Here is a 24,176-nt window from a genome sequence, read left to right as displayed (position 1 = left end):
CTTCTGCCGGCACAAAATGGCGCAGAGATGGCCCCCTTTGGAAGAAGACGACTTTTAGAAAGCGACGTCGCGGACCATCCGCAGGAGCACGTTGCGCCGGGTGTCTTCGAACCCGCGCCGCCCGTGCATGGTGCGCGAATTGTCCAGAAGCACGAAATCGCCCGACTGCCATTCCAGCTCGATGATCAGATCGGACTGGATGTCGACGATCTCCTTGATCATCTCGCGCGGCAGCCGCTCGCCATCCTCGAGCCGGATGCTCGACAGCTTCTCGCGGTCGGTGCCTTCCTGCATCACCACGGTCATCGCCGAGTTGATATAGGCGGTGTGACCGCCCCAACGGGTTTTCGGAATGGCCGTCGTCAGGTAGGTGGTGTGCAGCGTGTTGTCGGCATCGACCTCGGTGGTCATGCCGCTGTCGTGACAGAACCCGCGGGCCACCTCGATATCGTCGGTCTGATAGATGTTCTGCCAGATCCCGTCAGGGTAGGAGCGCAGATACATCAGCCGCTTTTCGGCCAGCAGATCCTTCCACTTCTGCGACAGCCGCTTGTAGATCGCGACCCCGTCCCCGATCGTGGTCTGCCCGTCCTTTTCGGCGGGGGTGACGCAGTAGAACCACAGCAAGAGCGGCCGCTTGTCGGTGTAGAACATCTCGGCATGCAGCGGCAGCGGCATGGTCATCGGCTTGATCTTGCCCTTTTCGAGCGTCGTCGAGGTGGAGAGCATGGTCTTGCCGTCCTCTTCGCCGGTGGTCTTGCGGACATAGCCGCCACCTTTGTAGTTCATGTAGTCGGTGCCGAGCTTGTCGGTGATGACGTCGAACTCTTCGGTGGTGGTGTTGAACCCCTGAAACAGGATCGTACCGTGCTTGGTGAGCAGGGATTGCAGCGTTTCGGGCGAAATGTCCGTCGCCTTGTCGCCCGGCTCGGCCGTCAAAATCGCGCCAAAATCGTCTTGCAAGAATGTCGTCTGCATCTGTCGTATCATCCTGTGTAAATGTCTTTTCCGATTCCAGCCTCAAAGCGGCCGCGCGCGGGGCGCACCGTAGAGCTTTGAGACATAGGACGAATCTGAGCGGAAAATAGGCGATTTAGACCGGAGCCGCAAAGGGTTTCTCCCCCACGCCCGGCCTTGGGCCACAGTCGGGCCGCAGCGGGGCCGGAAGCGTAAACGGACGTTGACACCATTCTTCGCGCACATGTTATAAAGCAGGCGATCCCCGCGCCCCCAGCTGATCTTTTTGCGGGAAATTTCGTGTATTAAGGAGACCGCCCGTGAGCGACCACAACGGCAACATTGCCTGTCTGACCCGCAAGAACTGCTGTCAGTTATTCTTCGTCTATGGCGGCGCCCATGGCCGGATGGAGGGCATGGGGCCGATGGCCTTCCTGCAAAAGAGCGGGATCGCGGATCGCAACATCGTCTTCGTGCGCGACCCCAAGGCCAAGTTCTACCACGAGGGCGTCAGCGACGAGCTGCCCGATCTGGATTCCGTGCTCGACTGGCATGCCCAGTATATCGAGGACAATCCGCACATCACCGAAGTCTACACCGTGGGCAACTCCTTTGGCGGATGGGCCTCGATGTTCTTTGGCTACATGCTGGGCGTCGACAAGGTCTGGGCGCTGGCCCCGGCGGGCCCGTGGGGCCGCGACCTGCTGATCGACCTGATGAAGGACGGCAACGGCCACACCGAATACGACGTCTATTACAGCCGCGACGTCGAAGAGGACAAAATCTTCGCCGAAAGCTTCGTGGGCTATCCCAACCTCAGCCTCACCCATATCGACGAGCACGGGCACATGATGATCACCGGCCTGATCAACACCGGGCAATTGCCCACGATGTTCCCGCCCTTCAAGGCCGCCGAAGGGGCCTGAACATTCGCAGCCGGCCCTGCCCGGCCTGCCACGAGACATGACAAAGGGGGCGACCACGGTCCGCCCCCTTCATCTTGGCCGATAAACTCATCCCCGGCCCGTTTCGCCGCCCACCGCGGACAAGGGCGCGGCAGCGATCACAGAGCCTAGAGCCCGTAATCGCGGAAGAACTGCACCATCGTGGCGGTGGCGCTGATGTCCTGGCTGGTGGGGCCGCTGATCCGGCGGCTGGTGCCCGACCCCGGCCAAGCATGACCGCCGCCGTTGACCCGGAACAGGTAGGTCCGGTTCGCGCCACAGCTGTAGCTGATCTGGGTGACGGTGGTGCCGTCGTTGCTGGCGTCGCGCAGCTCGCTGCTGCTGGCGCCGCCACAGCCGTTCCGCGCGGCCCAGAAGGCGATCGTATCGGGTGCGGAGACCACCGGATCGGAGGCGCCTTCCGGGGCGCTGTTGCGCGCGATCGCCAAGGTCGCCTGGCCACCGTTATAGACCATCAGCGGATCGGCGGTGCCGCTGAACATCATGATCGGCGTGCCCTGGCTGGGCGCACAGCCGGCGCGCACGTCTTCGGTCAGATGCGCCGCGACCGGCGCGATCGCCCGCAGCACCCCCGGTGCCTGGCAGGCCATCCCGTGCAGCATCACCCCGCCCGAGGAAATCCCGGTGCCGAACACCCGGCCCGGATCGACATTGTAGCGTTGTTCGAGCGTGTCGATCATCGCCCGGACGAAGGCCACGTCGTCAGGCCCGCCCGCCGCAACGCCGGAGCCGCTGACCCAGCGCGACCCCTCGGCCGCCGCCTGTGGATAGACCGCAAGGAACCCGCCCTGATCGGAGGCCACATTCATGCCGCTGGTTTCCATGATCCCCTCGGCGGTGCCGCGCCCGCCGTGGAACACCAGAACCGCGCCGGGCCGGGGTGCCACATTCGCAGGCACATGCACAAGAAACTGCCGGTTTATCCCGCCGACGGTGATCGTCACCGACTCGGCCCCCGACACATTGCTCCCACCGGCCGCCCGCGCGGCCTGCCGTTCGGCGGCCCGGGCCTGGATCCGTTCGCGCAGGGTCTGGGCCTGCGCCGCATCGGGGATGCTCGTCGCGATCAGACCGAGGGCCAGGAGCACCACGGCACAGGATCGAATTTTGGTCATCTTAAACAACATCAATGCCTCATGAGGTTTGGGCGTCTGTTCGACAGCAGCGGGGCGCTTTTTCCAAGTCTACGCTCAACTCTACGCTCTTGGGCGCAAGTATCCGGCCTCTGCCCCGGCTTGGCAAACAGTTTCCGGGCCAAATCGGCAATGGGGCAAAGTCCCGCCGCTGCGGTCCGGCCCCCGCTCGGGCCCTGCTCGGGCCCCGCTCAGGCCGGCGCGGACCGGCCACGCGGATCGCAGCGAACGGGCGGGCCCCGCCCAGACCCGATCGGCCGGGTCCGTCAGACCTCGCGGGCGCGGGGATGTTCGAGCAATTCGGGCAGGAATATCTCCGTCACCAGAAGCGGTTCGTCGAACAGCCAGAACAAGGTCCGCCGCGCCCAGTATTCGGACTGCGCCGCGGCCCCGCTATGGCGGCTGCGCACCAGATCGAACAGCGCATCCCCCTCGGTCAGCCGGGCGAATTCGCGCGCCGTATAGGGGCAGGGCTTCGGGCCGGCAAAGAGCAGCGATCCCAACGCCTTGTTCCCCAGTTTGACGATCGTCGGATGGGCCTGAAGCTTTTGCGATGTCACCGCCGTGCGCGCCACCAGAAGCGGCAGCCCCTCTGCCGACAGGCAGACCTCGCGGACCACCGTGGGCCCGTCCGACAGCTCGAGCAGCCCCGCCTCGTCGGGGCGCAGTTGTGCCTCGGTCTGGCGCAGCACCTCGACATCGATCGGGCTGTCCGCCACCAGCCCGATCCGGGCCGTCATCGAGGAGGTCAGCGCAACCCAGTCCCGCACGAGGACAGGCAGATCGGAATACAGGTCGGGGGTGTATGGGGTCCAAAGGGTCGTCATGAAAAATCCAACTTGAAAGGCGTAATCAGAAGCATAGCGAAAAGTCGTGTCTAAAATTTGTCGGTTCGACCGGTTCCGGCCCAACGAAACGCTTGGGAACGATGCACCAATAGCAGGCCCGCGCCTACTGGCAATGCAGCGAATTGTTCGATTCGGAGCGCCTAATCCGCCCCACTGCTCAAGATTAGACCAAACCTCGCGGCGACCGCCATAGCCGGTCTGGCCATCCGCCCGACCTCTTGCCCACCATCTAGCCAACACACGGCCGCATCAGCCAATTTTCCAATTCGCCCCAGAACAAGGCTGGTGCTGTGGACCAACCAGTTGTAGGCTTTGGCGAGATCTTTTTATATTTCAACCTGACCAAAATTTGATGCGCGGAGTATCCACATGCTAGCACCGAAAAACGCCACTCAAGCTCGGCCCGAACGGCTCGAGGATGTCCGAGCGGGTTTCTCCATTCTCAAGGACGGTGACATTGAAGGCGCCCGCGAGATCTTCACGGCCCTGCTTGAGGAAGACCCCACCCTTGCCCCGGCCCAGCTTGGCCTTGGTCGCGTATTTCTGACCGCGAACGAACCCAACCGGGCGCTGGAGCATTTCCAGGAGGCCCTGAACCTGCAGCCCGAAATGGCCCAGGCCAAGTTCCTGAGCGCCGAGGCCTACACCCAGCTGGGCGATATCGACATGGCCGTCGAGAACTACGACGCGGCATTGGCGCTCGATCCCACGATGGGCATCAGTGCCGCCCGCAAGGCCAAGGTCCTGATGCAGGCCAACCGCACCGGCGACGCGCAGGAATCGCTCGCCGCCGCGACCCGCCACAGCCCCCAGGACGCCACCTTGCGGATGTCTCTGGCCGGCTCGCTCGCCCAGTCGGGCAAGACCGACGAGGCCATCGCCGAGTATCGCCGCGCCATCGAGCTGCAGCCCGATGCGTGGTATGGCTATTTCGGCCTTGGCACCACGCTGCTGCGCGCCAAGAAATTCACCGAAGCCAGCGAAACCCTGACCAAGGCCGCCCGTCTGGCCCCGGACAATGCCAACGTGTTTCAGGCCCTCGGTGCTGCGATGACCGGTCTGGAAGAGCATTCCAAGGCCGCCCGCGCCTATGACGACGCGCTCCGCCTCGATCCGGGCAACATGCGCGCCACGCTGGGCGCCGCCACCGCCCGCAGCGCCAATGGTCAGCACCGCGAGGCGCTCGAGGTTCTGCGCGGCGTCGGCCGCAAGGGCAACCGCATCCCGCCCGTGCAGAAGGCGCTCGGCGACATCTACTTTGCGATGGATCGCTTTACCGATGCGGTCGATACCTATCGGGCGATGATCCTGAATTCCAAGCAGATGGGCGAGAACAATCCAGAGCTGGTCGATCTGGCCAATGGCGGTGGCGACGAGCCCCCCGAGGTCTTTGCCCTCACCCTGAAAGAGGCCATCGAAAAGCAGACCGAGGAGATGACCAAGCAGTTCCGCAACAACCCCGAGCAAATCCGCGAGCGCCTGATGAGCCGCCGCCAGCGCCCCGGCGGTGGTATGATGGGTGGCGGCATGGGCGGCGGCCGGATGGGCGGCGGGCGCGGCGGCATGGGTCGCATGTAACGACGAAGGCAGTACCGCCCTGCGAGGAATTTCACCGCAGGGCGCCCCCACCTGGCACAGGGCATCCCGTATATTCCAGGCCCTTTGCACGCAGCAAACATAAAGTCGGCAGCCCTTGAGCGAGGGAGCAACTGACCGAGAGACAAGGAGATTGATCATGGCCGATTCCGAACAAGAGAAACGTCGCGAGGCGCTGAAGAAATTGCGCAGCGCCCGCGAAACCCCGGACACGTTGCACGGCACGGGCGGTGGCCGGGGCGGGCTGGGCCTGTCCGGTGCGGCCGGTGGACAAGGCGGCGGCGGTCTGCGCGCCCGGCTTGGTCAGGGCGGCGGCCCCGGTGGCGGTATGGGCGGCGGACAGGGCGGTGGCCTGCGTGCCCGGCTCGGTCAGGGCGGCGGCATGGGCGGTGGCCCCGGTGGCGGCATGGGCGGCGGACAGGGCGGAGGCGGTCTGCGCGCCCGGCTCGGTCAGGGCGGCGGTGCCGGCGGACCCGGCGGCGGTCTTGGTGGCGGCATGGGTGGCGGCGCCGGTGGACCCGGTGGCGGTCTGCGCGCCCGGCTCGGCCAGGGCGGCGGTGCCGGTGGACCCGGCGGCCCCGGTGGCGGATTGCGCGCCCGGCTCGGTCAGGGTGGCGGTGCCGGTGGACCCGGCGGCGGTCTTGGCGGTGGTCTTGGCGGCCGGATGGGTGGCGGTCAGGGCGGCGGCGGTCTGCGCGCCCGGCTCGGTCAGGGCGCAGCCGGCGCGGCGGGTGCCGCGGCTGGCGGCTTTGCCGGCGCGGGGCTCGGTGGCGGCCTGGGCGGCGGCGCCGCGGCAGGCGGCCCTCCCGGTCCGAACGCCGATCCGGCCGCGCAACGGGCATTCCTTGTCGAGCGGATCGAGGCCCTGCAATCGCGGCTGGCCGAGATGGACAAGGCGGCCGATGGCTCCGGCGGCACGGTCGAGGATGCCGACGTGATCGACGACAATCCCCCGGCGGCCAAGAAGGACTGATCCCCTTCGCCGCCTGCACTGGCCGAAACGACAAAAGGCTCTGGCAACCGCCAGAGCCTTTTTCAGTTCCCGGCCGCCCCGGACCCGACCTGATCGGTGCTCCTTGGCCGAGCGCCATTTGCGGATGTCCTGCCTAGTCGGCCAGCAACACGGCGAATCCTTCGGTCATATCCCCGTCGATCAGGGCCATCTGATCCTGATCGGTTACCTGTTTGACGATCGCCGCCGCGGCGTTGGAGGTGCCCAGATAGAGCCCCACCGGCGTCGCACACAGGCTGCTGATCCCGGCGGCCGCGGGATTGCCGTTGCCCCCCGTCAGCACACAGGTCCAGTCTTCGCCATCGGCGCTGGCCCAAAGCTGATAGCCGCCCTGCATCGGTTCGGACCGGTCGCTGCCCGCCCAGTCGAGCGCCCGCCAGTTGTAGGTGCCGACGAAGAGGTGATCGCCATAGACCGCGAGGCTGTCCATCCGGCTGTTGTGCCCCGCCCCGAACCCCGGCCCCTTGGCCGAGAGCGGCACCTTGAACCCATCGGGGGTGAACCGCGGCTCGCCTGTCACCAGATCCCATGTGCCGTCGGCATTGACCCGGATCACTTCCGCCGCACAGGGGCCGACGTCGTTCTCCACGTCATAGCCCAGCCCGGAGATCCCCGTGCCCACATAGAGCGCATCCCCGAAGGCGCAGATCCGGACCGGCGTCAGATTGTGATTGAACCGCCAGGCGCCGTGTTCCAGCACCTGTTCCCAGGCCTCATCGGCCGCTTCGGTCCCGAGCGCCGCCTCGGCAATGCGCCAGAGCGCAAAGCCCGCAAGCGGATTGCCCACCCCGGCATAGAGATAGCCATGCGCCGCACAGAGCGCCGACACCCCAGCCGCCCCCGGCACCGCGAAAGCCGCCGGCGCAATCCGGGTCCAATCGCCCAGATCGGGATCGTCGGAGGCATAGATCACCGGAGCCGGCGCGGTTTCGGCGCTGGCCCGGTGCTCGGTCAATGTGCCCATCGGGGCGACATAGAGCCGATCTCCCAGCACCGCCATGGCGCCAAAGGACATCTGGGTGGCGTCGTCGATCCCCGGCAAGCTGATCACCTCGAAGCGCTGCCCGTCGTCGCTGCGCAGGATCAGCCCGCCGCCAAGCGAGGCCGTCCCGGCATAGAGACATGGGGCGTAGTCGGATTTGCCCTCGAACACCTGCATCGCGCAGATCCCGAAATCCTGCCCCATCTCGGATTCGCTGGATTTCTGCACCACCCGCCGCCGCCCCGATTTGTCGGGGTTGAGCCGGGCGGCCTGCGCCTGCTGCCGCCCGCTGAGTGCCGCGACCGGGCTTTCGAACACCGTCTCCCATGTGTCGCGCTCCGGGTCGTGGGCCAGAATGCGCGCCCGGTCCCCGGCGCCGCGCGGCGCGGGCGTGGCGGTGCCGACATAGAGCCTGTTTTCGAACCACGCCATCGACCGGGCCTGCATGGCACCGGGATAGCCGATCCCCGCCTCGCCCAGAGTGCGGAACCGATCCGCGCTGAGCGGCGCGGCAGGGGCGGGCTTTGACGCTGGTTTCGGGGCCTGTTTAGGGGCCGCTTTCTGGGCGGGCTTTACCGGGGTCTTTGCGGCGGGCTTTTGCGCGGCTGGTTTTGGCGGGCTCTTCTTGGAGGCTGCGGGCTTAGTGGCCTGCGCCTTGGCGGTCCCGGCCTTGGAGGCCGCGGGTTTGGCGGCGGGCTTTGCCTTGGCGCCCGCACCTTTCGACGGCTTTTTCGCCGCCGGCTTCGCGGCCGGTTTCGCAGCTGGGGCCGGGGCCTTGGGGGCCGGCGCTTTGCCGGCATCCGCGGCAGCGGAGGCGCTGTCCGGCTTGGTCGTCTTCTTATCGGTCATCGGTTCGCCTTCACGCATATCCAAACTGGCGCGCCATGCGCTTGACGGCGGGCATGAACTCATGCCCTTTCTTCCATTCGATCTCGCCGTCCAGCGGCGGTTCCTTGATCCGGGCCAGACGTTCGAAATCGAGTGTCGGGCTGGTCAGGAAGTTCGGGTCGTTGCCAGCGGGCGCCGAGGGTGGCCCCATGCAGGCGAAGGGCGACGTCTCGGGATGCTGCATCGCCTCGATGGCCGCATCGCTGCTGTCGATATCGAGCCATTCGCAGATCTGGCGCAGATAGAAGGTCGGATCCCGCAGCAGCATCTCGCCCTTGATGCGCATATACTGCCCCACCGGGATCTCCTGGGCGAATTCGAGAATGTTCGACTGCAGCCGCAGCCAGATCTTTTCGGGATCGTTGGCCCCCTCGCCGCCGGTGGTGTCGCGGATCAGGTCCTTGACCGATTTGCCCTGGGTCCGGGGATGCCGGGTCAGGTGCAGGAAGTTGGCCTCGGGAAACATCTTGAGCAGCCGCTGCATGTTGTCGGTGAACATGGTGTTGCGCGGGCTTTTCTCGACCATCATCCGATCGCCGATCTGTTTCTGGATGTGCTGAAACACCTTGGCCCCGGTCCAGTGCGGCCGCCGCAGCACCCATTGCCGGGCGCGCACGACGGCCTCTTCGGTCTGCTCGCCTTCATGGATTTCGGCCAAGAGCCGAAGCAGGCCGGCGGTGCCGAAATTGGCCGCGCCGGGGACCGAGTCCCACATATCGCCCAGCGTCTCGCCGTGGCTGAGGTTGACCTCGGGCAGGCCGTAGGTTTGGGGATGCTGACCCAGCATACCGCCCACGACAGAGGTATAAGATCGCGGGGGCGCAATGATGAAAAGAGGAGGTCTCACGCCGCTATCCTGAATAAGAGGGTCGATATCAATATCCGCCCCATCTACCTATCGGCACACCCCTTCCAAGGCAACCTTGGGCTGGCTCTGCCTGCCCTGTCTTCGGGGCCCGCCCGCGCCCCGGAAGCCCCGGTTCTGCAAAGCTCTGAACCGGCCCGGTTTCTGCCGCCCCAGCCTTGTTTGTGCAAGGTGGCCCCCATATGGTGGCGACGACCGCCGGCCCGGATTTCAACGGGCGCTGACCAAGGCCCGAATTGACAGTATGAACACAGACGATTTTCCGCCTCCGGTCATCATTCTGGCCGCTCCCGGCCTGCCCAGCCAGACGCTGGCCGCAGCCCTCGGCCAGGGCCCTGCCGCCTATGACCTGCCGGAGCTGAACCTCGAACAGATGGTCACCATCGACGTGTTCCAGCGCGAGATGATCGGCATCCGCTCCACCCAGGTGCATGGGCTGCTGCGCGCCATTGCCCAGCTTTATGCCGGCGAGCAGACCCAGCTCTCCGTCGAGATGGCCGGCCGCTGGATGACCCGCCGCGCCTATCTGTCGACCGGGGCCGTGGCACAGGAACTGGCCGCCAAGATCGCCCCCCGCCGCATGGTGATCCCGGTCACGGCCACGGTGTTCGACAAGGCCAGCCTGCGCCGCCTGCGTGCCAATTTCCCGGATGCCACCTATCTGCATCTGCATCTGCACCCGCATCAATACGGCCGTCTGCTGTGGAGCACGACCAACGGTCAGGTGGCGATCCAGCTGTCCGGCTCGTTCGACGAAAGCACCGATCCGCCGACCCCCGATCCGCAAGAGCTCTGGCTGATGGCCGAGACCGCGATCACCGAGTTTCTGGCGGATCTGGACGAGGATCAGCAGGTGATCGACGTGAAGGCCGCCGAACTGGCCAGCGACCCGCGGCCGCTTCTGGCCCGGCTCGCCCGCGCTCTGGGCCTGCCTGCCACCGGGGTCGCCCAGAAGGCGATGATGTCCCCGGAACGCTCGCCCTTTGCCGGCCCCGGCCCGATGGGCGCACATGTGGCCGGCACCATCCAGAGCTTTGCCGATCTGGCCGCCGCCATGCCCGATCCCGAGACCGCCCAATTGGACGGACCGCTGCCGTGGCGCACGGATGGGGTCGGATTTCGGGAGCCGGTCCGCGCCCATGCCGAGAAGCTGGGATATGCCCCGCCAAAGCCGGAGCCAAAGCCGGACGACCCGCAACCACAGGCCGATGACGGCCCGGACGCTGCCGCACCGCCGGCCTAAGACCGCAGACAGCCGCTATTCGGCGGCTTCTTGCACCTGATCTTGCGTGGATATGGTCTTGTCGAGACTGTCGCGCTCTTCGATCAACAAAGAGATCAGCGATTCCAGCACCCGGATCCGGTAGTCCAGATCGTTCTTGCGCTCTTCGATCACTTCGGGCGGATCGGAGACCACCATGGGCTGATCGCGCAGGTCAAAGAACATCGGGCTGTTCAGGAACTGCTGAACATGGCGCAACCGGCCTTGCCGTTCGCTCTGCTCGGCAAGCATTTCCTTGAATTCGTCAAAAGGATCGACCGCGGGTGCGGGCTTCTTCTCTTTTGCTGCGTCCTCGGACATTTTTGCCCCTTCTTCTGCTCTGATCTTGCAAGTAGTGCTTCAAAAGCGTTGCGACAAGGCTAACGCCTTCATCCCTTTCCCCTATGCGCCAAACACCGCCAATGCCAAGACCGCGTCGCCCTGCTGCGCCAAAGACACGGCGATGCTCCGACCGTCCGGCGTCTGCACCTGGGCACTGCCCGCCCCGATCCGGGTGAGCACGAAGGATTTGGGCCGTCCTGTCAGCCCGCTGCCCAGCGTCTTGGCCGCCGCTTCCTTGGCGCACCATCCGATGAGCGGATCGGTCCCGTTCATCAACACCAGCTCCTCGGCCCCGAAGCCGCCATCGGCCAACAGCGCCGGATCGGTGCGCCCACTGAATTCCATGTCGATCCCTGCCGCCCGGCCGGGCGGGGAGGCCACGGCCACGGCCGTGCCCTGGGCATGGCTGAGCGATATTTCCGGCATCGTCATGCCAAGGGCGCTGCCGTCGACGAAGGGCTTGCCGCCTTCGGCGACGGCGATCTCGATGTCGGCGGGCAGGAGCAACGGCCCGCCCTGTCCCGCGATCCAGGCCCGCGCCGCCTCCTTGAGTGCGATCCGCCCGACGATCCAATCACGCCGCCGCTTGCCGGTGGCCGGCATCGCCGCCCACTGTTCCCGCTCGGCCGCCGACAGGATCGTGGTGGCCAGCACCCGCATCCAGATGCCGCCCGCGTCCTCCAAGAAGCCATGCGGGAAGGCGGGCACCTGCCAGACAGTGACATCCGGCCCGGTGTCAAACACGGTCAGCGGCGCGCCGTACCACGCGTCGCGCGGCCGGAACCGCGCCTCGTAGAAGGCATGCGGCACCCGGAAGAACCGGTCGCGCCACCCCGACGCCCGCATCAAGAGCGTGCCGTCGGGCAGATGGGCCTCGAAATCGCCCTGCAGGAACCGCGCCTCGGCGGGCCCCGGAGTGGGCGCGTCATGGGCATCGCGGAACTGGATGCGCCCCGAGATGGTCGCCCCGGCAGTCGCCTCGGCCCGCGCCTCGCCAAGATCGATCCGGTCGATCGACGACGGGAAGGAGCTGAAATCCGTCCCCGCCCCCTGAGCGATCCAGAAGGCGGTGACGTGCCCAAGCTGGTCGAGCAGGGCCGGGTTCAGCAGCAGCCCTTCGGGAGCCTCGCCATGGCCGAAGAAATCGTCGAGCGGCATGTCGGTGAGGGTGGCGTCGAGGCCGCCCTCGTCGAACTGCGTCAGGCTGGCGACCCCCTGGAACAGCGGTCCGTGGAACATGCCCGTCGAATAGAGCTGATCGTCCCGCCAGACCGGGGCCCGGGGGGTTGCCAGCGGCGGCAGGTCGGGCAGATCGGGGCCGGGCTCGATCACCGCCTCGGCCTCGAAGAGCAGGGCCTCACCCCGCAGGAGCTGCACCGCGACGCGGGTATCCTCGCCGGGGATGATCCGCGCCGTCGTCGTCAGCGTGGCGGGGCCTGCGTCGAAGGCCACCCAATCGCGGGCGGCGACGTTTTCGAGACGCGCGGCCAGTTGCCCGGTCAGCACGGCCGCCGCCTCGACCACCATCTCCATCGAGACGGCCAGCGGCAGCACCGGCAGCGCCTGAAGCGTGCCGTCTGTGTCGGAGACCTCATCGGCATAGAGCACGTGCTGGGCGATGAACGGATCGGTGAGCGGGTCGAAATCGCTCTCGGCGGTCAGGCCCTCGTCGCTGACGGTGACCCGGTGCAGAAGCGGCGGCTGCCACTCGGCCGGATCTGTCATCGGGGTGCCTCCCATCACGGCCTCCATCACGGTGCCTTGCATGTCGAGGAACTGCTGCATGACCCCGAAGTAGCCGCCCATCTCGCCGGTCAGGCTGGCCGGCTCCGTGGCGCTGACCTCGACGGTCTGCGGCCGTGGCGCGGCGGTGGACCCTCCGGGGGCCGTATTTGGGGCCAAAAGAAGCGGGGCCGTCGGGGCGCCGACCGGCTGTGCCGCAGGCCCTTGTCCGAGGGACGCCATCAGGTCGGCCGAGATCTCGGAGGCGATCTCTTGCGGCAGCCGCACATAGGCCAGCGTGTTGGTGATCGGCCGCTTGCGGTCGCGTGGCTGTTCTGCCGCCAGATCCACGCCGGCAAGGCCGCGCCCGTCGAACAGCGCGTTTGCGTTAAAATCCCGGCCGGCGACCCAGAGCCGCCCGAGGCTTTGCAGCAGGTGCGCCAGCCCGCCGCGACGGCGGCTGTCGAGCGGCAACGCCTGGGCGTCGCGCCCCTTGAGCGCGTCTTCGACGAAGCCGGTGAGATTGGCCGAGGGGCCGACTTCGAGGAAGAGTTTCACCCCGTCGTCATGCAGCGCCTCGACGGTTTCGGTGAACCGCACGCGCGACGCCCACTGATACGCCGCCAGCGCCCGGATCTCGGTGGCGTCGGCAGGCATAGGCTGCACCGTGGCGCAGGACCAGATCGGCAGGGTCGGAGGCCGGAAATCCATGCCTGCGTAGACACCCGCCACCTTTTCGGCGACATCCGCAAACAGCGGCGTGTGATAGGGCCTGTCGAAGGGCAGGAACGAGCACATGCCGCCCTTTGGCCGCAACGTCTCGACCACCTCTTCCATCTTGGCCCGGGGTCCGTAGAGCACCGCCTGATGCTGGCAGTTGTCGAGGGCCAGATGCACCTCCGGGTCGGCCTCGGTCAGCGAGAGGATGTCGTCACGCGCCACCCCGCCGACAGTGAGCAGCGCACCGCCTTCGATGCCGCCCGCCTCTTCGATGGCCTGGTAGAGATCGTTCAGGCTGCGGATCCGGGTGGCGAAATCGTCGCGGTCCTCGGGCCCCATGCCGCCAAAGACGCCGGCCGCGGCCAGCGCCGAATGCTCGCCCGAGGAATGGCCCACCACCACGTCGGGGCTGATCCCCAGACGGGTGAGCACGGCCATCAGCGCCTGGGCTGCGATGAACATGCTCTCGGAGCCGAGTTCGAGCCCGAAGAGCCGCTCGTTCAGTGTCTTGGCCAAGCCGGCGTCCAGCGTGGTGGGCGGTGGGAAGACGCTCGCCGAGGGCGGCATATCCCGGTCGGGGAACAGCCCGTCCCAGAAATCGAACCAGCCCCGCGCCTCGGGGAAGGCGGTCAGGATTTCAGCCAGCATCCCCTGATATTGCGCCCCTTCGCCGGGGAAGATGAACGCCAGCTTGCCGCCCATCGGGGCTGCGGCCGCCACCACGCCGGAGCGCAGCCGGAAGGTCGGTTTGTCGCCCTCAAGCCGGGTGGCGGCCTTGCCGAGCTTTTCGATCAGATCGTCGCGGCTGGAGGCTGTCAGAGCCAGACGCGCGGGGCCTGTGCCTGCATTCGCGACGGCCCATTGCGCAATCGCGGCCAAGGGCGCGCGGTCGTGCCGTTCGGCATGAGCCGCCAGCGTCCGCGCCTTGACGGCGAGATCGGCGGGACTGTCTGCCGAGAGCAGGAACAGCTCCTCGGCCCAGTGCATCGGCGTGGGCTCGTCCGCCGCGGCGGGCGCCTCTTCGAGGATCGCGTGGGCGTTGATCCCGCCAAAGCCAAAGGCATTGACCGCCGCACGGCGCAGCACCCCGGGAGCCGCAATCCAGGGCCGCGTTTCGGTGTTCACGTAAAGCCCGGTTTCGTCCACCGGCAGCCCGGTGCGGATCTTGTCCGACAGCGTCGGCGGCAGCGTCTTGTGATAGAGCGCCAGCGAGGCCTTGATCAGGCCCGCCGCCCCTGCCGCCGGGATGCAATGCCCGATCATCGATTTGACCGAGCCGATGGCGGTGACGGGCAGGCCGTTCTCGGCCCGCGCCCCGAACATGCCCTTGAGCGCGCCGACCTCGGTCTTGTCACCCAGCGGGATGCCGGTGCCGTGGCATTCGATCAGGCCGGGGATATCGGGCTGCGCCGGGTCTTGGCCCGCGTCGAGCATCGCCCGTTCGATGGCCAGCATCTCGCCTTCCATCCGGGGCGCCAGAATGCCCGAGCCCTTGCCGTCGGACGACTGCCCGAGCCCCTTGAGCACCGCATAGATCCGGTCGCCCGCATCGAGCGCGTCTTCGACCCGTTTGAGTGCCAGAACGCCCAGACCCTCGCCCATCAGGGTGCCGTCACCCCCCTCGGAAAAGGGTCTGACCTGCCCCGAACCCGCCAGAGCGCCGAGCTGGTTGAACACCATATAGACCTCGGCCGAGATCGAGGCATTGACCCCGCCGGCGAGCATCATGTCGGACCGCCCGGCCCGCAGTTCGATCATCGCCGCCTGCACCGCCAGATGCGCCGAGGAACAGGCCGCGTCGATGATGTAGTTCGGCCCGCGCAGGTCCAGCCGGTTGGCGATCCGCCCGGTCATCACGTTGGGCACGAGGCCGGGGGCCATATCGGCGGTGAAGGGCGGAAGCTGGTCGGCCATGGCCGCCCGGATCCGGTCGAACACCGCAGGGTCCACGCCGGGCAGAAGCTGCGCCAGAAGCTCGCGGGTCTGATCCAGCACGACCCCGTGCTGCACCATCGCCGCATTGCCCCGGTGCAGGTAGCTGGAATGCCCCAGAACCACGCCGGTCCGGGCGTGATCGGCGCTCAGCGCACCGGCATCCTCGAGCGCGGCGCGCGCGATCCGCAGGGCCAGGAAGTGATCCGGCTCGGACCCGTCGACCGAGGACGGCATCACCCCGAGCTGGGCGATATCGGCGGCGTAGGCCTCGCCCAGATAGCCGCCGCGCACGGTGGGGATCAGCGTCCCGTCGATGCCGTTCAGATACCGCTCCGCCCCCCATGAGGGCAGCGGGTCGGTGATGAATTCGAGCTTTTGGCAGATATTGGCAAAGAACCGTTGCGGCGTATCCGCCCCCGGAAACAGACAGGCCATGCCAACGATGGCGATATCGCCACGTTCGGTGGCACGCGGGCTCCGGGCAGCATTGGGAGTGAGGGTCATTCGGCCGCCTGATCGCTGGCTGTGTGGGTAACGTCGGAGAGGATCTCTCCCTCCCAGCCGGAGAACCGCTTGAGCCCGGCGTCGGAGGTGCTTTCCAGCCCTTCGATCAGCAACAGCGGCGTGCCGTCCTCATCGGCGATGGCCACATCGGCCAGCACCTGCGGCGCGGTCACGTCATCGCGCAGGCGCAAGACCATGTAGCGCGCCGCCCCGGTGCCAAGCCGGGTGAGCCGCCCGATCGCATTGGGCAGAGCCGGTTCGCCGCGGACCTCGTTGGACCAGACCCACGCCAGTTGCGCCGCCGCATCCAGAAGACCGGGATCAAAGAGCCAGCCGTCCGTGGCGCCGAAGTCCCCTGCCCGGCTGGGCCCGACCTCGGCCAGAACGCCGCGCGCATCGAGGCCGGCCAGCGATTTGACCACCTGATAGACCGGGCCGTGGAACAGAGTCTTGCGATAGGCCTCATGGGCGCTGACCGGCGAGGCGGCGGTGCGCAGGCTGAGGATATCGTTGGCCAGTTCGAGCGCCGCCTCATCCGGCTCATACGCCACGTTGATCGGCGCCATGACCGCAGAGGCACGGTAATGCGCCCGCGCGATCCGGCCGCCCCCGTTCTTGTTCGGAACGCCGCGCAGTTCGACCCGGGCGGCAAAGCCGGCGGCGTCGCCATGTTCGGCCCCGGTGCCGACGATGTCGATCTCGCGGGGGGCGTCGGCTTCGAGCTTGAGCCCGGACAGGAGCCGCAGATCGGACAGCGCCACGACCTGCCAGTCGGGCCAGATCTCGGCGGCGGCCTCGGCGGCGATTTCGGCGGCAACGGCGAGCGGCAGCACGGCCGTGCCGCCGATCCGGTGTTCGCCGATCCACGGATCGGTCGCCAGATCGACGCTGCGCCGGATTGCGGTGCCGCCCCGGTCCGCCGGGGTCTGCGTGGCGTCGAGGATCAACGGGTATCGGCCCGGTGTTGCAGAGGCCGGAGCCTCGGCGGTTGCCGCGGCGGTCTCGGTCACCAGTTGCGGCGCCTGAGCGGCCGCAGCCGGCGTCTCGCCTGCGGGCTCTTCGGCGCGGTCGGTCTCGTGGCGCTCCCACGGGCCCGCCCCGAAGACCACTTCGGTCACATCTGCCGGGCCCTGGGTCAGCTCCTGGAAGAACGCCAGAGCACCGCCGTCAGGCTCGACGAGGGTCACGCCCTGCGCCTCGAATTTCTGGCGCACCCCGTCAGAGACCATCCCCGCCCCGTGCCGGGTGCCCGCCCACGGGCCCCAGTTGGCGGCCATGCAGCGGGTCGCCGGCCAGCGCGCCGACAGTTGCGAGGCGATCCGGTTCAGCACTTCGTTGGCGGTGGCGTAATCGGTCTGGCCCGAATTGCCATAGCGACCCGCGACCGAGGCAAAGAGGGTGAAGAATTTCGGCGGCGTGCCGTCCAGCGCCGAGGCCAGCGCGAGGGCGCCGATCAGCTTGGGTTCGATCACCCGATCCCAGCTGTCGGGTGTCTTGTCGGTGATCTTCTTGTCCTCGATCACGCCGGCACCGTGGATGACGCCGTGGACCGGGCCGAGCCGGTCGGTGATCGCCTTGACCGTGGCCCGCACCGCCGCGGCATCGCCCATGTCGGTGGCATGGTATTCCACCGTGCCGCCCGCCGTTTCGAGATCGGCCAGATTGGCCCGGATCTCACGGTCGCGCAGCACCGCCCCGAGCTTGCGTTCGATGATCGCGGGGGTAACCTGTTCGCCGGCCTCTTTGGCGGCACCGGCGAGGAATTTGCGCAAGGCCCCGGTGGAGGTCTGCGCCGCCAGGTCGGGCGCCTCCGGGCCGGGCAGGTTGGACCGCCCGATCAGCACCAGATGCGCCCCGGCGGCGGCAAAGGGCCGCAGGATTTCCGCCGTGATGCCGCGCGCCCCGCCGGTGGCGAGGATCACGGCGCCCTTGGGCAGCGGGGTGACCGTATCGGCCACCGCAACCTCTGCCGAGCGGAAGATCGTGCGCTGACCACCGGGATAGCCCACCTCGATCCGGCCATGCGGGGTGGCCAGCTCGACAAACAGGCTCTGTGCCTGCGCGGCGGCGCTTTGCGCGGGGTCGAGATCGATCGCCTTGGGCCGGCAGTCCGGCCATTCCTCGCGCAGGGATTTGGCCAGCCCCGGTCCACCGCCGGTGAGCAGCAGATCCTGGCTTCCGGTGCCGCGGGCAAACTGCCCACCAAAGCCGGTGGCGAAGATCATCCGCCCCGTCATCAGGCTGTCGGCATGGGCCTGCACCGCAAGGTAGGCGCTTTTCTCGGCGACGGCGATGGCGCTGCGCCAGTCGTCGGCGGTGCCGCTGAGCGCGACGGGTTCAGCGCCGAGCCCCGCCAGATGGATCAGGCCAAGGAACGGCCCCTTGGCCATGGGCGCCTTGGCCGGGGTGGTGACCACGGCCGTGCCGCCGGCCTCCTCGATCTTGGCCGCGAGGGCCACGGCCACAGCCCCGGAGCCTGCGATCAGATACTGCCCGGCGGGCAGCTTGCGGCCGGGAGCGGGCAGAGCCGCAACCTCGGGCACCATCACGAAACGCGGAGTTGCAGTGATCGCTGTCCGAGGGTCGTGCCGGGGCGGTCGGTCAGAGGCTGTCGCCTCTGCCGCATGATCCGCCCCGGCGGGATTAAAAGGCCCTGCGCCCTCCAGATGCGTGTGGAGCACGTCGATGATGGCCCCGAGCGTCTTCTGCTCATTGAGCGTCTCGCCCATCGGCGTCGCGGCAGCCGATTGCGCGGCGGGCAGGCCCTTGATCAGGGCCCCGACGATTTCGAGCCGCTTGATGCTGTCGATACCGAGATCGGATTCGATGCCTTGGTCGAGGCCGAGCATGTCGGCCGGATAGCCGGTGCGGTCTTCGACGATCTCGAGCAAGAGCGCCTCGATCCCCGCCTTGTCGAGCCCGCCTGCGGGAGCAGAGGGTGCGGCTACTTCGGCGGCGGGTGCAGGGGCAGGTTCCGGGGCTGGTGCCGGTGTGGGCGCGGGCGCCGGAGCGGCGGGTGCCGGGGCTGCGGCAACAGGGGCCGGAGCGGGCGCGGGTGCCGGTGCAGGAGCCGCGGCAGGTGCGGGTGCGGGGGCGACGCGCGCCGGGGCAGACAGCACACGCGGGGCGGGTCGCGCGGCACGCGGAGCGGCCGACCGTGTCACGGTCGCCCCCATCGAGGCCAGCATTACGCGTTCCTGCGTTTCGAGAAACCGGGCCATGGTGGCCTGGAAGTCGGCGAGGATCGCCTCTGTCGGGGTGGCATAGGACTGTCCGGAATAAGGCTGGGGACCGGCAATGTCGTAGCCAGTATCCTCAGCCCCGGTGTCGTCCACCCCCGGTATGTCGGGGCGGGTGTTCATGGCATGCATCTCCTTGGTTGGACGTGCGGTGGGTTGGGTCTGTGTCGGAGCCGCGGCTGCGGCTGCGGCGGGTTGAGCGGCGGATTGCGCCGGAATAGAGCCTGTTTTCGCCTGTTTCGCGGCGATATCCTCGATCGTCAGCACCTTGAGCGGCGGATCGTTGACCGACCTCGCACCAGAGCCGTTGAGCATCCAGATATGTTTGCCAAGCGGCGCTTCGGCCTCGACCGGCCCCTTGAGATCGACGAGCCGGCAGGACCGTCCGGCCCAGAGCCGCGCCAGATCGAGCGTCGCCCCTTCGGCGAGCACGCCGCCGATGGCGCCCAGCAGGCCCTTGAGCCCGCCGGCCTCGTCGTCCGAGGCAATCGCCCGGTGCGGCTTATCCCCGAGGATTTGCCGCACGAGGGCGGCGTGGCTGGATTTCGGACCCAGAGACAGGAAGACCCGCGCGCCATCGGCGTGCATCTGCTCGACCTCGGCCACGAATTCGACGGGCGCCGCCAATTGCGTCGCCAGCGTCTCGATCAGCCCCTTGGCGGTTTTCGGATAGGGCTTGCCCGTAGCGTTGGCGTAGACCGTCAGGCTGGATTTGCCCAGGGACATGCCCTTGATGTAATCCGCCAGCTTTTCCGCCGCGGGGGCCACGATCGGCGAATGGAACGCCGCGCCAACCGAAAGCTGCGTCAGCTTCAGCCCCTGCGCCTCGGCCCGTTTGCCTGCCTCGTCCAACCCTTCGCGGGTGCCGGACAGGATCGACTGCTCGGGCGCGTTGTGGTTGGCCACGACGACGCCGTCGATGCCCTCGATCAGCTTTTCGAGCACGTCCCGCGGCGCGCGGGCCGCTGCCATGGAGCCGAGATCGCCGCCCTTGCCCGCCTCGACCATGAAGGATCCGCGCGCCCGGCTGACCCGGAACAGATCGTCCCGGCTGAACACGCCCGCCGCATGGAGTGCCACGAATTCGCCGTAGGAGTGCCCGGCAGCCATATCGGCCTTGAGGCCCAGACTGTCGAAGATCGCGAGCATCCCGGCCTCGACCGCCCCAAGGGCTGGTTGAGCGATGTCGGTCTGGGTGAGCACCTTGGCGGCCTCTTTGACCTGAGCCTCGTCATAGGCACCGGCTGGCAGGATCATCCGGCTGAGCGATGCGCCGATGTCATCCCCCAATACAGTGTCTGCGTCGGCCAAACTCTGTGAGAATGCCGGGAACAGCGCAGCCACGTCGGCGTGCATTTCGGGGTAGGTCGTGCCCTGCCCCGGAAAGATCAGCGCCAGTTTGCCGTCATCCAGCAGCGGCGCTTCGGAGAAGGCCGCCCCGGGCGGGCAGGGTTTGGCGGCATCGGCCAGATGCGCGGCCAGCGGCGCCAGTTTCGCCGCCAGATCGTCCTGTTCGCCCACGACGATGGTCGCGGTCAGCCCCTTGGCCGGGGCCTTGTCATGGAGCGTGAAGGCCAGATCGGCGAGCTTGGGCTGCCAGCCCTGCTCCAGACGGTCGATCACCGCCTGCACCTGCTTGGCCAGGGCGCCACGGTTCGGCCCCCGCCAGATCAGCAGCTCCTGCGCCCAGCGGTTGCGGGCCACGGGGGCCAGCGCCGGGATCGCGGCCTTGCCGGAGTATTCCTCGAGCGTGACGTGGAAGTTCGTCCCGCCAAAGCCGAAGGCCGAGACACCGGCCCGCCGCGGGGCGTTGTCCTTGGTGATCCAGGGTCGCGCCCTGTCCACCAGATAGAGCGGCATGTCCTCGTCGTTGAGCTTGGCGTTCACTTCGCCCTTGCGCCCATGCGGCGGCAGGATGCCGTGGTGCAGCGCCAGCGTCGCCTTGATCATGCCCGCGATGCCCGCTGCGGCCTTGGTATGGCCGATCTGGGTTTTCACCGAGCCGATGGCGGCAGAACGCGGCGGCACGTTCGCCTCGTGCAGGAGCCGGGTGACGGTGGCCATCTCGGCGGTGTCGCCGACGACGGTGCCGGTGCCGTGCGCCTCGAAGAGGCCGACGGTCGCGGGGCTGTAGCCCGCCATCTCGTAGGCCCGGTTCAGCGCCCGGATCTGCCCGTCAGGATGCGGCGCGGTCATGGATTTGGCCTTGCCGTCCGACGAGCCGCCGACGCCCTTGATCACCGCATAGATCTTGTCGCCGTCCCGCTCTGCATCGGCGAGCCGCTTGAGGCCCACCATGGCGAGGCCTTCGGAGATCACGATCCCGTCTGCGCCGGCTTCGAAGGACGAGCAGCGCCCACGCGGGGACAGCGCCCGGGTCTTCGAGAAGCACAGATAGCCGAACGGCCCCTGAACAGTGTCTATTCCGCCTGCAAGGACCATATCCGAGCGGCCCGACTCCAGCTCGAGCACGCCTTGGTAGACCGCCGTCAGCGACGACGCGCAGGCCGCATCGACGGTGTAGTTGACCCCGCCGAAATCGAGCCGGTTGGCCGTGCGCCCTGCGGCGACGTTCAAAAGGATCCCGGCGAAGCTGTCCTCGGTCCAGTTCGGCAGCATTTCGGCTGCATCAGGGTCTATGCCGCCCAGAAACCGGGGCATTTCCGAGCGGACCGCATATTGCGCGCCGACGTCGCCCGCACCGCCGGAGGCCCCGAGGATCACCGAGGTGCGCAGGCGCGGCCCCTCCATCGCGTTGTCACCGGCATAGCCCGCATCGGTGAGGCAGCGATTGGCCAGTTCCAGCGTCATCAGTTGCAGCGGGTCGATCGCCTTGATCGACCGCGGCGGGAGACCGTATTTCATCGGATCGAAGGGCATGTCCTTGAGGAAGCCGCCCCATTTGGAATAGATCTTGTCCTCGGCGGTCGGGTCTTCGTCGAAGTAGATCCGGTGATCCCAGCGATGCGCCGGGATTTCGGTCACCGCGTTTTTGCCGTCGAGAAGGTTTTCCCAGTATTCGTCGACCGTGTCGGCCCCAGGCAGGAAGGTGCTGATCCCCACGATGGCGATATCGGCGGGCGCCGGGGCCGCGGGCCGGGCGGGCATCACCTCGGCGGGGGTTTCCAACGCTTCGAGATAGGCGGTGCCGCCCTCGCCGATTTCGCGGTGCAGCGCATCGACGGTGGTCACGGCAGAGCGCAGCTGTGCGGCCTGCCCGATCATATACATGCCTTCGGCCTTCTGCCGGGCGACGTCGACCTCGGCGAGGCTGTCGCCCTGCCGCTCGGTCGCCTTGGAGGCGATGCGCAGCCGCCCAAGGGTGAGCGATTCCAGATCCTCGCGCATTTCCTCGGCGCCGACGCCTTTGGCCTCAAGCTCGCGGCGCTTGGCGTTGAACTCTTCGGCAAAGGGCGACATGGCCGCACGGGAGGCGTGCCCTGCCCCGGTTTCCAGTGTCACCGTCTCGGTACAGTCCAGAAGGATGTCCTGGAATTCCTTGACGATGCCGCCACCGGCGACCGCTTCTTCGGTGAACAGATAGGCCGTGCCCATCAGCACCCCGACCTTGATCCCGCGCTCGGCCAGCGGTGCGGCAAAGGCGGCCACGATGGCCGCGGAGCGCGCGTCCTGGATACCGCCGGCAAAGAGCACGCAGATCTCGGAGGCCTGTTTCGGATCGGTGACCTGTTCGAGCAGGGTCCGCACCATATTGTCCCACAACACGAGCGACGACATCGGCCCGACATGCCCGCCGCATTCGCGGCCCTCGAAGACAAAGCGCTTGGCCCCCTGTTCGAGGAACATCTTCAGGAGCGTCGGCGAGGGGACGTGCAGGTAGGACGGGATACCGTCCGCCTCGAGCGCCACGGCCTGATCGGGCCGACCACCGGCGATCAGCGCGAATGACGGCCCATGCTTGAGAGCGACCTGCACCTGTTCCTTGACCAGTGCCGAGGGGGCAAAGCCCAGAAGACCGACGCCCCAGGGCTTGCCCTTGAGTTTGGCGGCGACCTCCTCGAGCAGCGTGTCGGCCTGTTTGGGCCGCATCAGCGCGAGGGCGATCATCGGGAGCGCCCCGCCCTCGCCCACCGATTGGGCAAAGCCCGCGGTGTCGGAGACACGGGTCATCGGACCCTGGACGATCGGCCATTTGGTGCCATGGGCTTCGGCCACGCCCTGGCCCTCGCCCAGAACCTTGGTCCGGGCGGCGCGGGCGACGGAGGCAGAGGACTGATCGAGCAAAGCCCGGATCAGCCGGCCAAGGCTGCCGAAACGGGCGGCCAGATCTGGCGCGAAGGCGGCGGCCTGCCCCATGGGGGCGATGTCGCCTGCCTCCATGTTCCAGCCGAGCGCAGCCTCGGCAAGCGGGGCTTGGGCGTCGACGTCATGGGGGGCCAGCGCGGTGCGCAGCTTGGCGGCGGCTTTCAGGCCGGGCCGCTCGATGCCGCGCCAATGCACGCCCTTGTCGCCTTCGACCAGTACGGTTTCGCCGCCGGTCATCCGCGCCAGAATCGGGGTGACATGATCCGCGAGGCCGGACTCGCGCACAGCCAGAAGCTGATCGTCGAGCACGATGCCCGCGGCCCCACCGGCGCGCACCGCCCCTGCGGAATGCAGACCGATGCCGCCGCGCACGTAGACAGCGTCGGCACCGCCGGACAGAGCCTGTTGCAGCAGAATGAACGAGGTCGCCTCACCGATGCGCCCACCAGCCTCGTGGCCTTTGACGATAATGCCGTCTTCGGCCAGCGGCCCGGCCAAGCGGTCGTCCCAGCGGATCGCTTCGAGCATGACAGTGACCCCGGCCGCCCGGATCGCGGCCACCGCATCGGGGGCGGCAAAGGCGGCCTCGGCCCCCAGCACGATCAGCGACAGCCCCTTGGCGCCATAGCGACCCACAAGGGCGGTCGCGGTTTTCACGTCCGGGATCGCCAGACCAAAACCTGCGGGGGCGGTGGCGGCCAGTTGCGTCAGGCCCGCCTCGAGTCGGCCCTCTCCCAGAGGCAACTCGGCGTTGAATACACCCAGGTGCCCGGCCCGGCTGGCAGCGATTGCCAGTGCCGGATCCCCGGTGCCTGCGGGGGTCATAACCAGAACCTTGAATGCGTCAGTCATAGGATATGTCCGTTTCTGATCTTTGGAGCCGGCGTCGTACAGGCGCATGATATATCATTTGTCGCTGCTCGTTGCCGTGGTGTAATGAC

Annotated in this window: 12 protein-coding genes; 4 read left to right on the top strand and 8 right to left on the bottom strand. The window is 67.6% G+C overall.

Going from position 1 to position 24,176, the window contains the following annotated elements:
* Window positions 1-54 precede the first annotated feature (54 nt).
* Complete coding sequence (locus LOM8899_RS17025) at window positions 55-978, bottom strand: TauD/TfdA family dioxygenase (RefSeq protein ID WP_168770584.1); 924 nt, start codon at window positions 976-978, stop codon at window positions 55-57.
* Window positions 979-1,277: 299 nt separating this feature from the next.
* Between LOM8899_RS17025 and LOM8899_RS17020 the strand changes: the two genes are divergently transcribed.
* Entirely contained in the window at window positions 1,278-1,883 is a 606-nt protein-coding gene (locus tag LOM8899_RS17020; RefSeq protein WP_093993454.1) for a hypothetical protein, read from the top strand.
* Between the two features lie 146 nt (window positions 1,884-2,029).
* Here LOM8899_RS17020 and LOM8899_RS17015 read toward each other — a convergent pair whose 3' ends face one another.
* The gene (locus tag LOM8899_RS17015) at window positions 2,030-3,037 is read right to left on the bottom strand and encodes a CE1 family esterase (RefSeq protein ID WP_168770583.1); all 1,008 of its coding nucleotides are present in this window, start codon (window positions 3,035-3,037) and stop codon (window positions 2,030-2,032) included.
* Window positions 3,038-3,321: 284 nt separating this feature from the next.
* Entirely contained in the window at window positions 3,322-3,882 is a 561-nt protein-coding gene (locus LOM8899_RS17010; protein ID WP_093993452.1) for a chorismate--pyruvate lyase family protein, read from the bottom strand.
* A gap of 390 nt (window positions 3,883-4,272) precedes the next feature.
* Between LOM8899_RS17010 and LOM8899_RS17005 the strand changes: the two genes are divergently transcribed.
* Window positions 4,273-5,481, top strand: coding sequence for a tetratricopeptide repeat protein (locus LOM8899_RS17005; protein WP_093993451.1), 1,209 nt, complete (start codon window positions 4,273-4,275; stop codon window positions 5,479-5,481).
* A gap of 157 nt (window positions 5,482-5,638) precedes the next feature.
* Window positions 5,639-6,472, top strand: coding sequence for a hypothetical protein (locus LOM8899_RS23590; RefSeq protein ID WP_211096219.1), 834 nt, complete (start codon window positions 5,639-5,641; stop codon window positions 6,470-6,472).
* A 133-nt stretch (window positions 6,473-6,605) separates the two neighbouring features.
* Here the strand turns inward: LOM8899_RS23590 and LOM8899_RS23100 are convergent, their stop codons facing one another.
* Both LOM8899_RS23100 and LOM8899_RS16990 read right to left on the bottom strand, forming a co-directional pair.
* Window positions 6,606-8,342 (bottom strand): hypothetical protein, encoded by a 1,737-nt coding sequence (locus LOM8899_RS23100; protein WP_168770582.1) that lies wholly within the window; start codon window positions 8,340-8,342, stop codon window positions 6,606-6,608.
* A gap of 10 nt (window positions 8,343-8,352) precedes the next feature.
* On the bottom strand, window positions 8,353-9,228 hold the full coding sequence (locus LOM8899_RS16990; protein ID WP_168770581.1) for a sulfotransferase family protein: 876 nt from the start codon (window positions 9,226-9,228) through the stop codon (window positions 8,353-8,355).
* 262 nt (window positions 9,229-9,490) lie between these two features.
* Between LOM8899_RS16990 and LOM8899_RS16985 the strand changes: the two genes are divergently transcribed.
* Entirely contained in the window at window positions 9,491-10,489 is a 999-nt protein-coding gene (locus LOM8899_RS16985; RefSeq protein ID WP_093993449.1) for a sulfotransferase family protein, read from the top strand.
* Window positions 10,490-10,504: 15 nt separating this feature from the next.
* On the opposite strand, the gene LOM8899_RS16980 is transcribed toward LOM8899_RS16985, so the two are convergent.
* From LOM8899_RS16980 to LOM8899_RS16970, 3 genes are all read right to left on the bottom strand, one after another.
* Window positions 10,505-10,828, bottom strand: a complete 324-nt coding sequence (locus LOM8899_RS16980; protein WP_093993448.1) for a hypothetical protein — start codon at window positions 10,826-10,828, stop codon at window positions 10,505-10,507.
* An 81-nt stretch (window positions 10,829-10,909) separates the two neighbouring features.
* Window positions 10,910-15,730 carry a type I polyketide synthase gene (locus LOM8899_RS16975; protein WP_093993447.1) on the bottom strand — a complete coding sequence of 1,607 codons (4,821 nt, stop codon included), beginning with the start codon at window positions 15,728-15,730 and terminating at the stop codon, window positions 10,910-10,912.
* Window positions 15,727-24,087, bottom strand: coding sequence for a type I polyketide synthase (locus tag LOM8899_RS16970; RefSeq protein WP_168770580.1), 8,361 nt, complete (start codon window positions 24,085-24,087; stop codon window positions 15,727-15,729). The genes LOM8899_RS16975 and LOM8899_RS16970 overlap by 4 nt, the downstream gene beginning before the upstream one ends.
* Window positions 24,088-24,176: the final 89 nt, after the last annotated feature.

It is taken from the genome of Flavimaricola marinus, assembly GCF_900184895.1.
Taxonomy (GTDB): Bacteria; Pseudomonadota; Alphaproteobacteria; order Rhodobacterales; family Rhodobacteraceae; genus Flavimaricola; species Flavimaricola marinus.
Note: the sequence above shows the minus strand (reverse complement) of the source record. Positions and strands in the feature narration are given on the sequence as shown.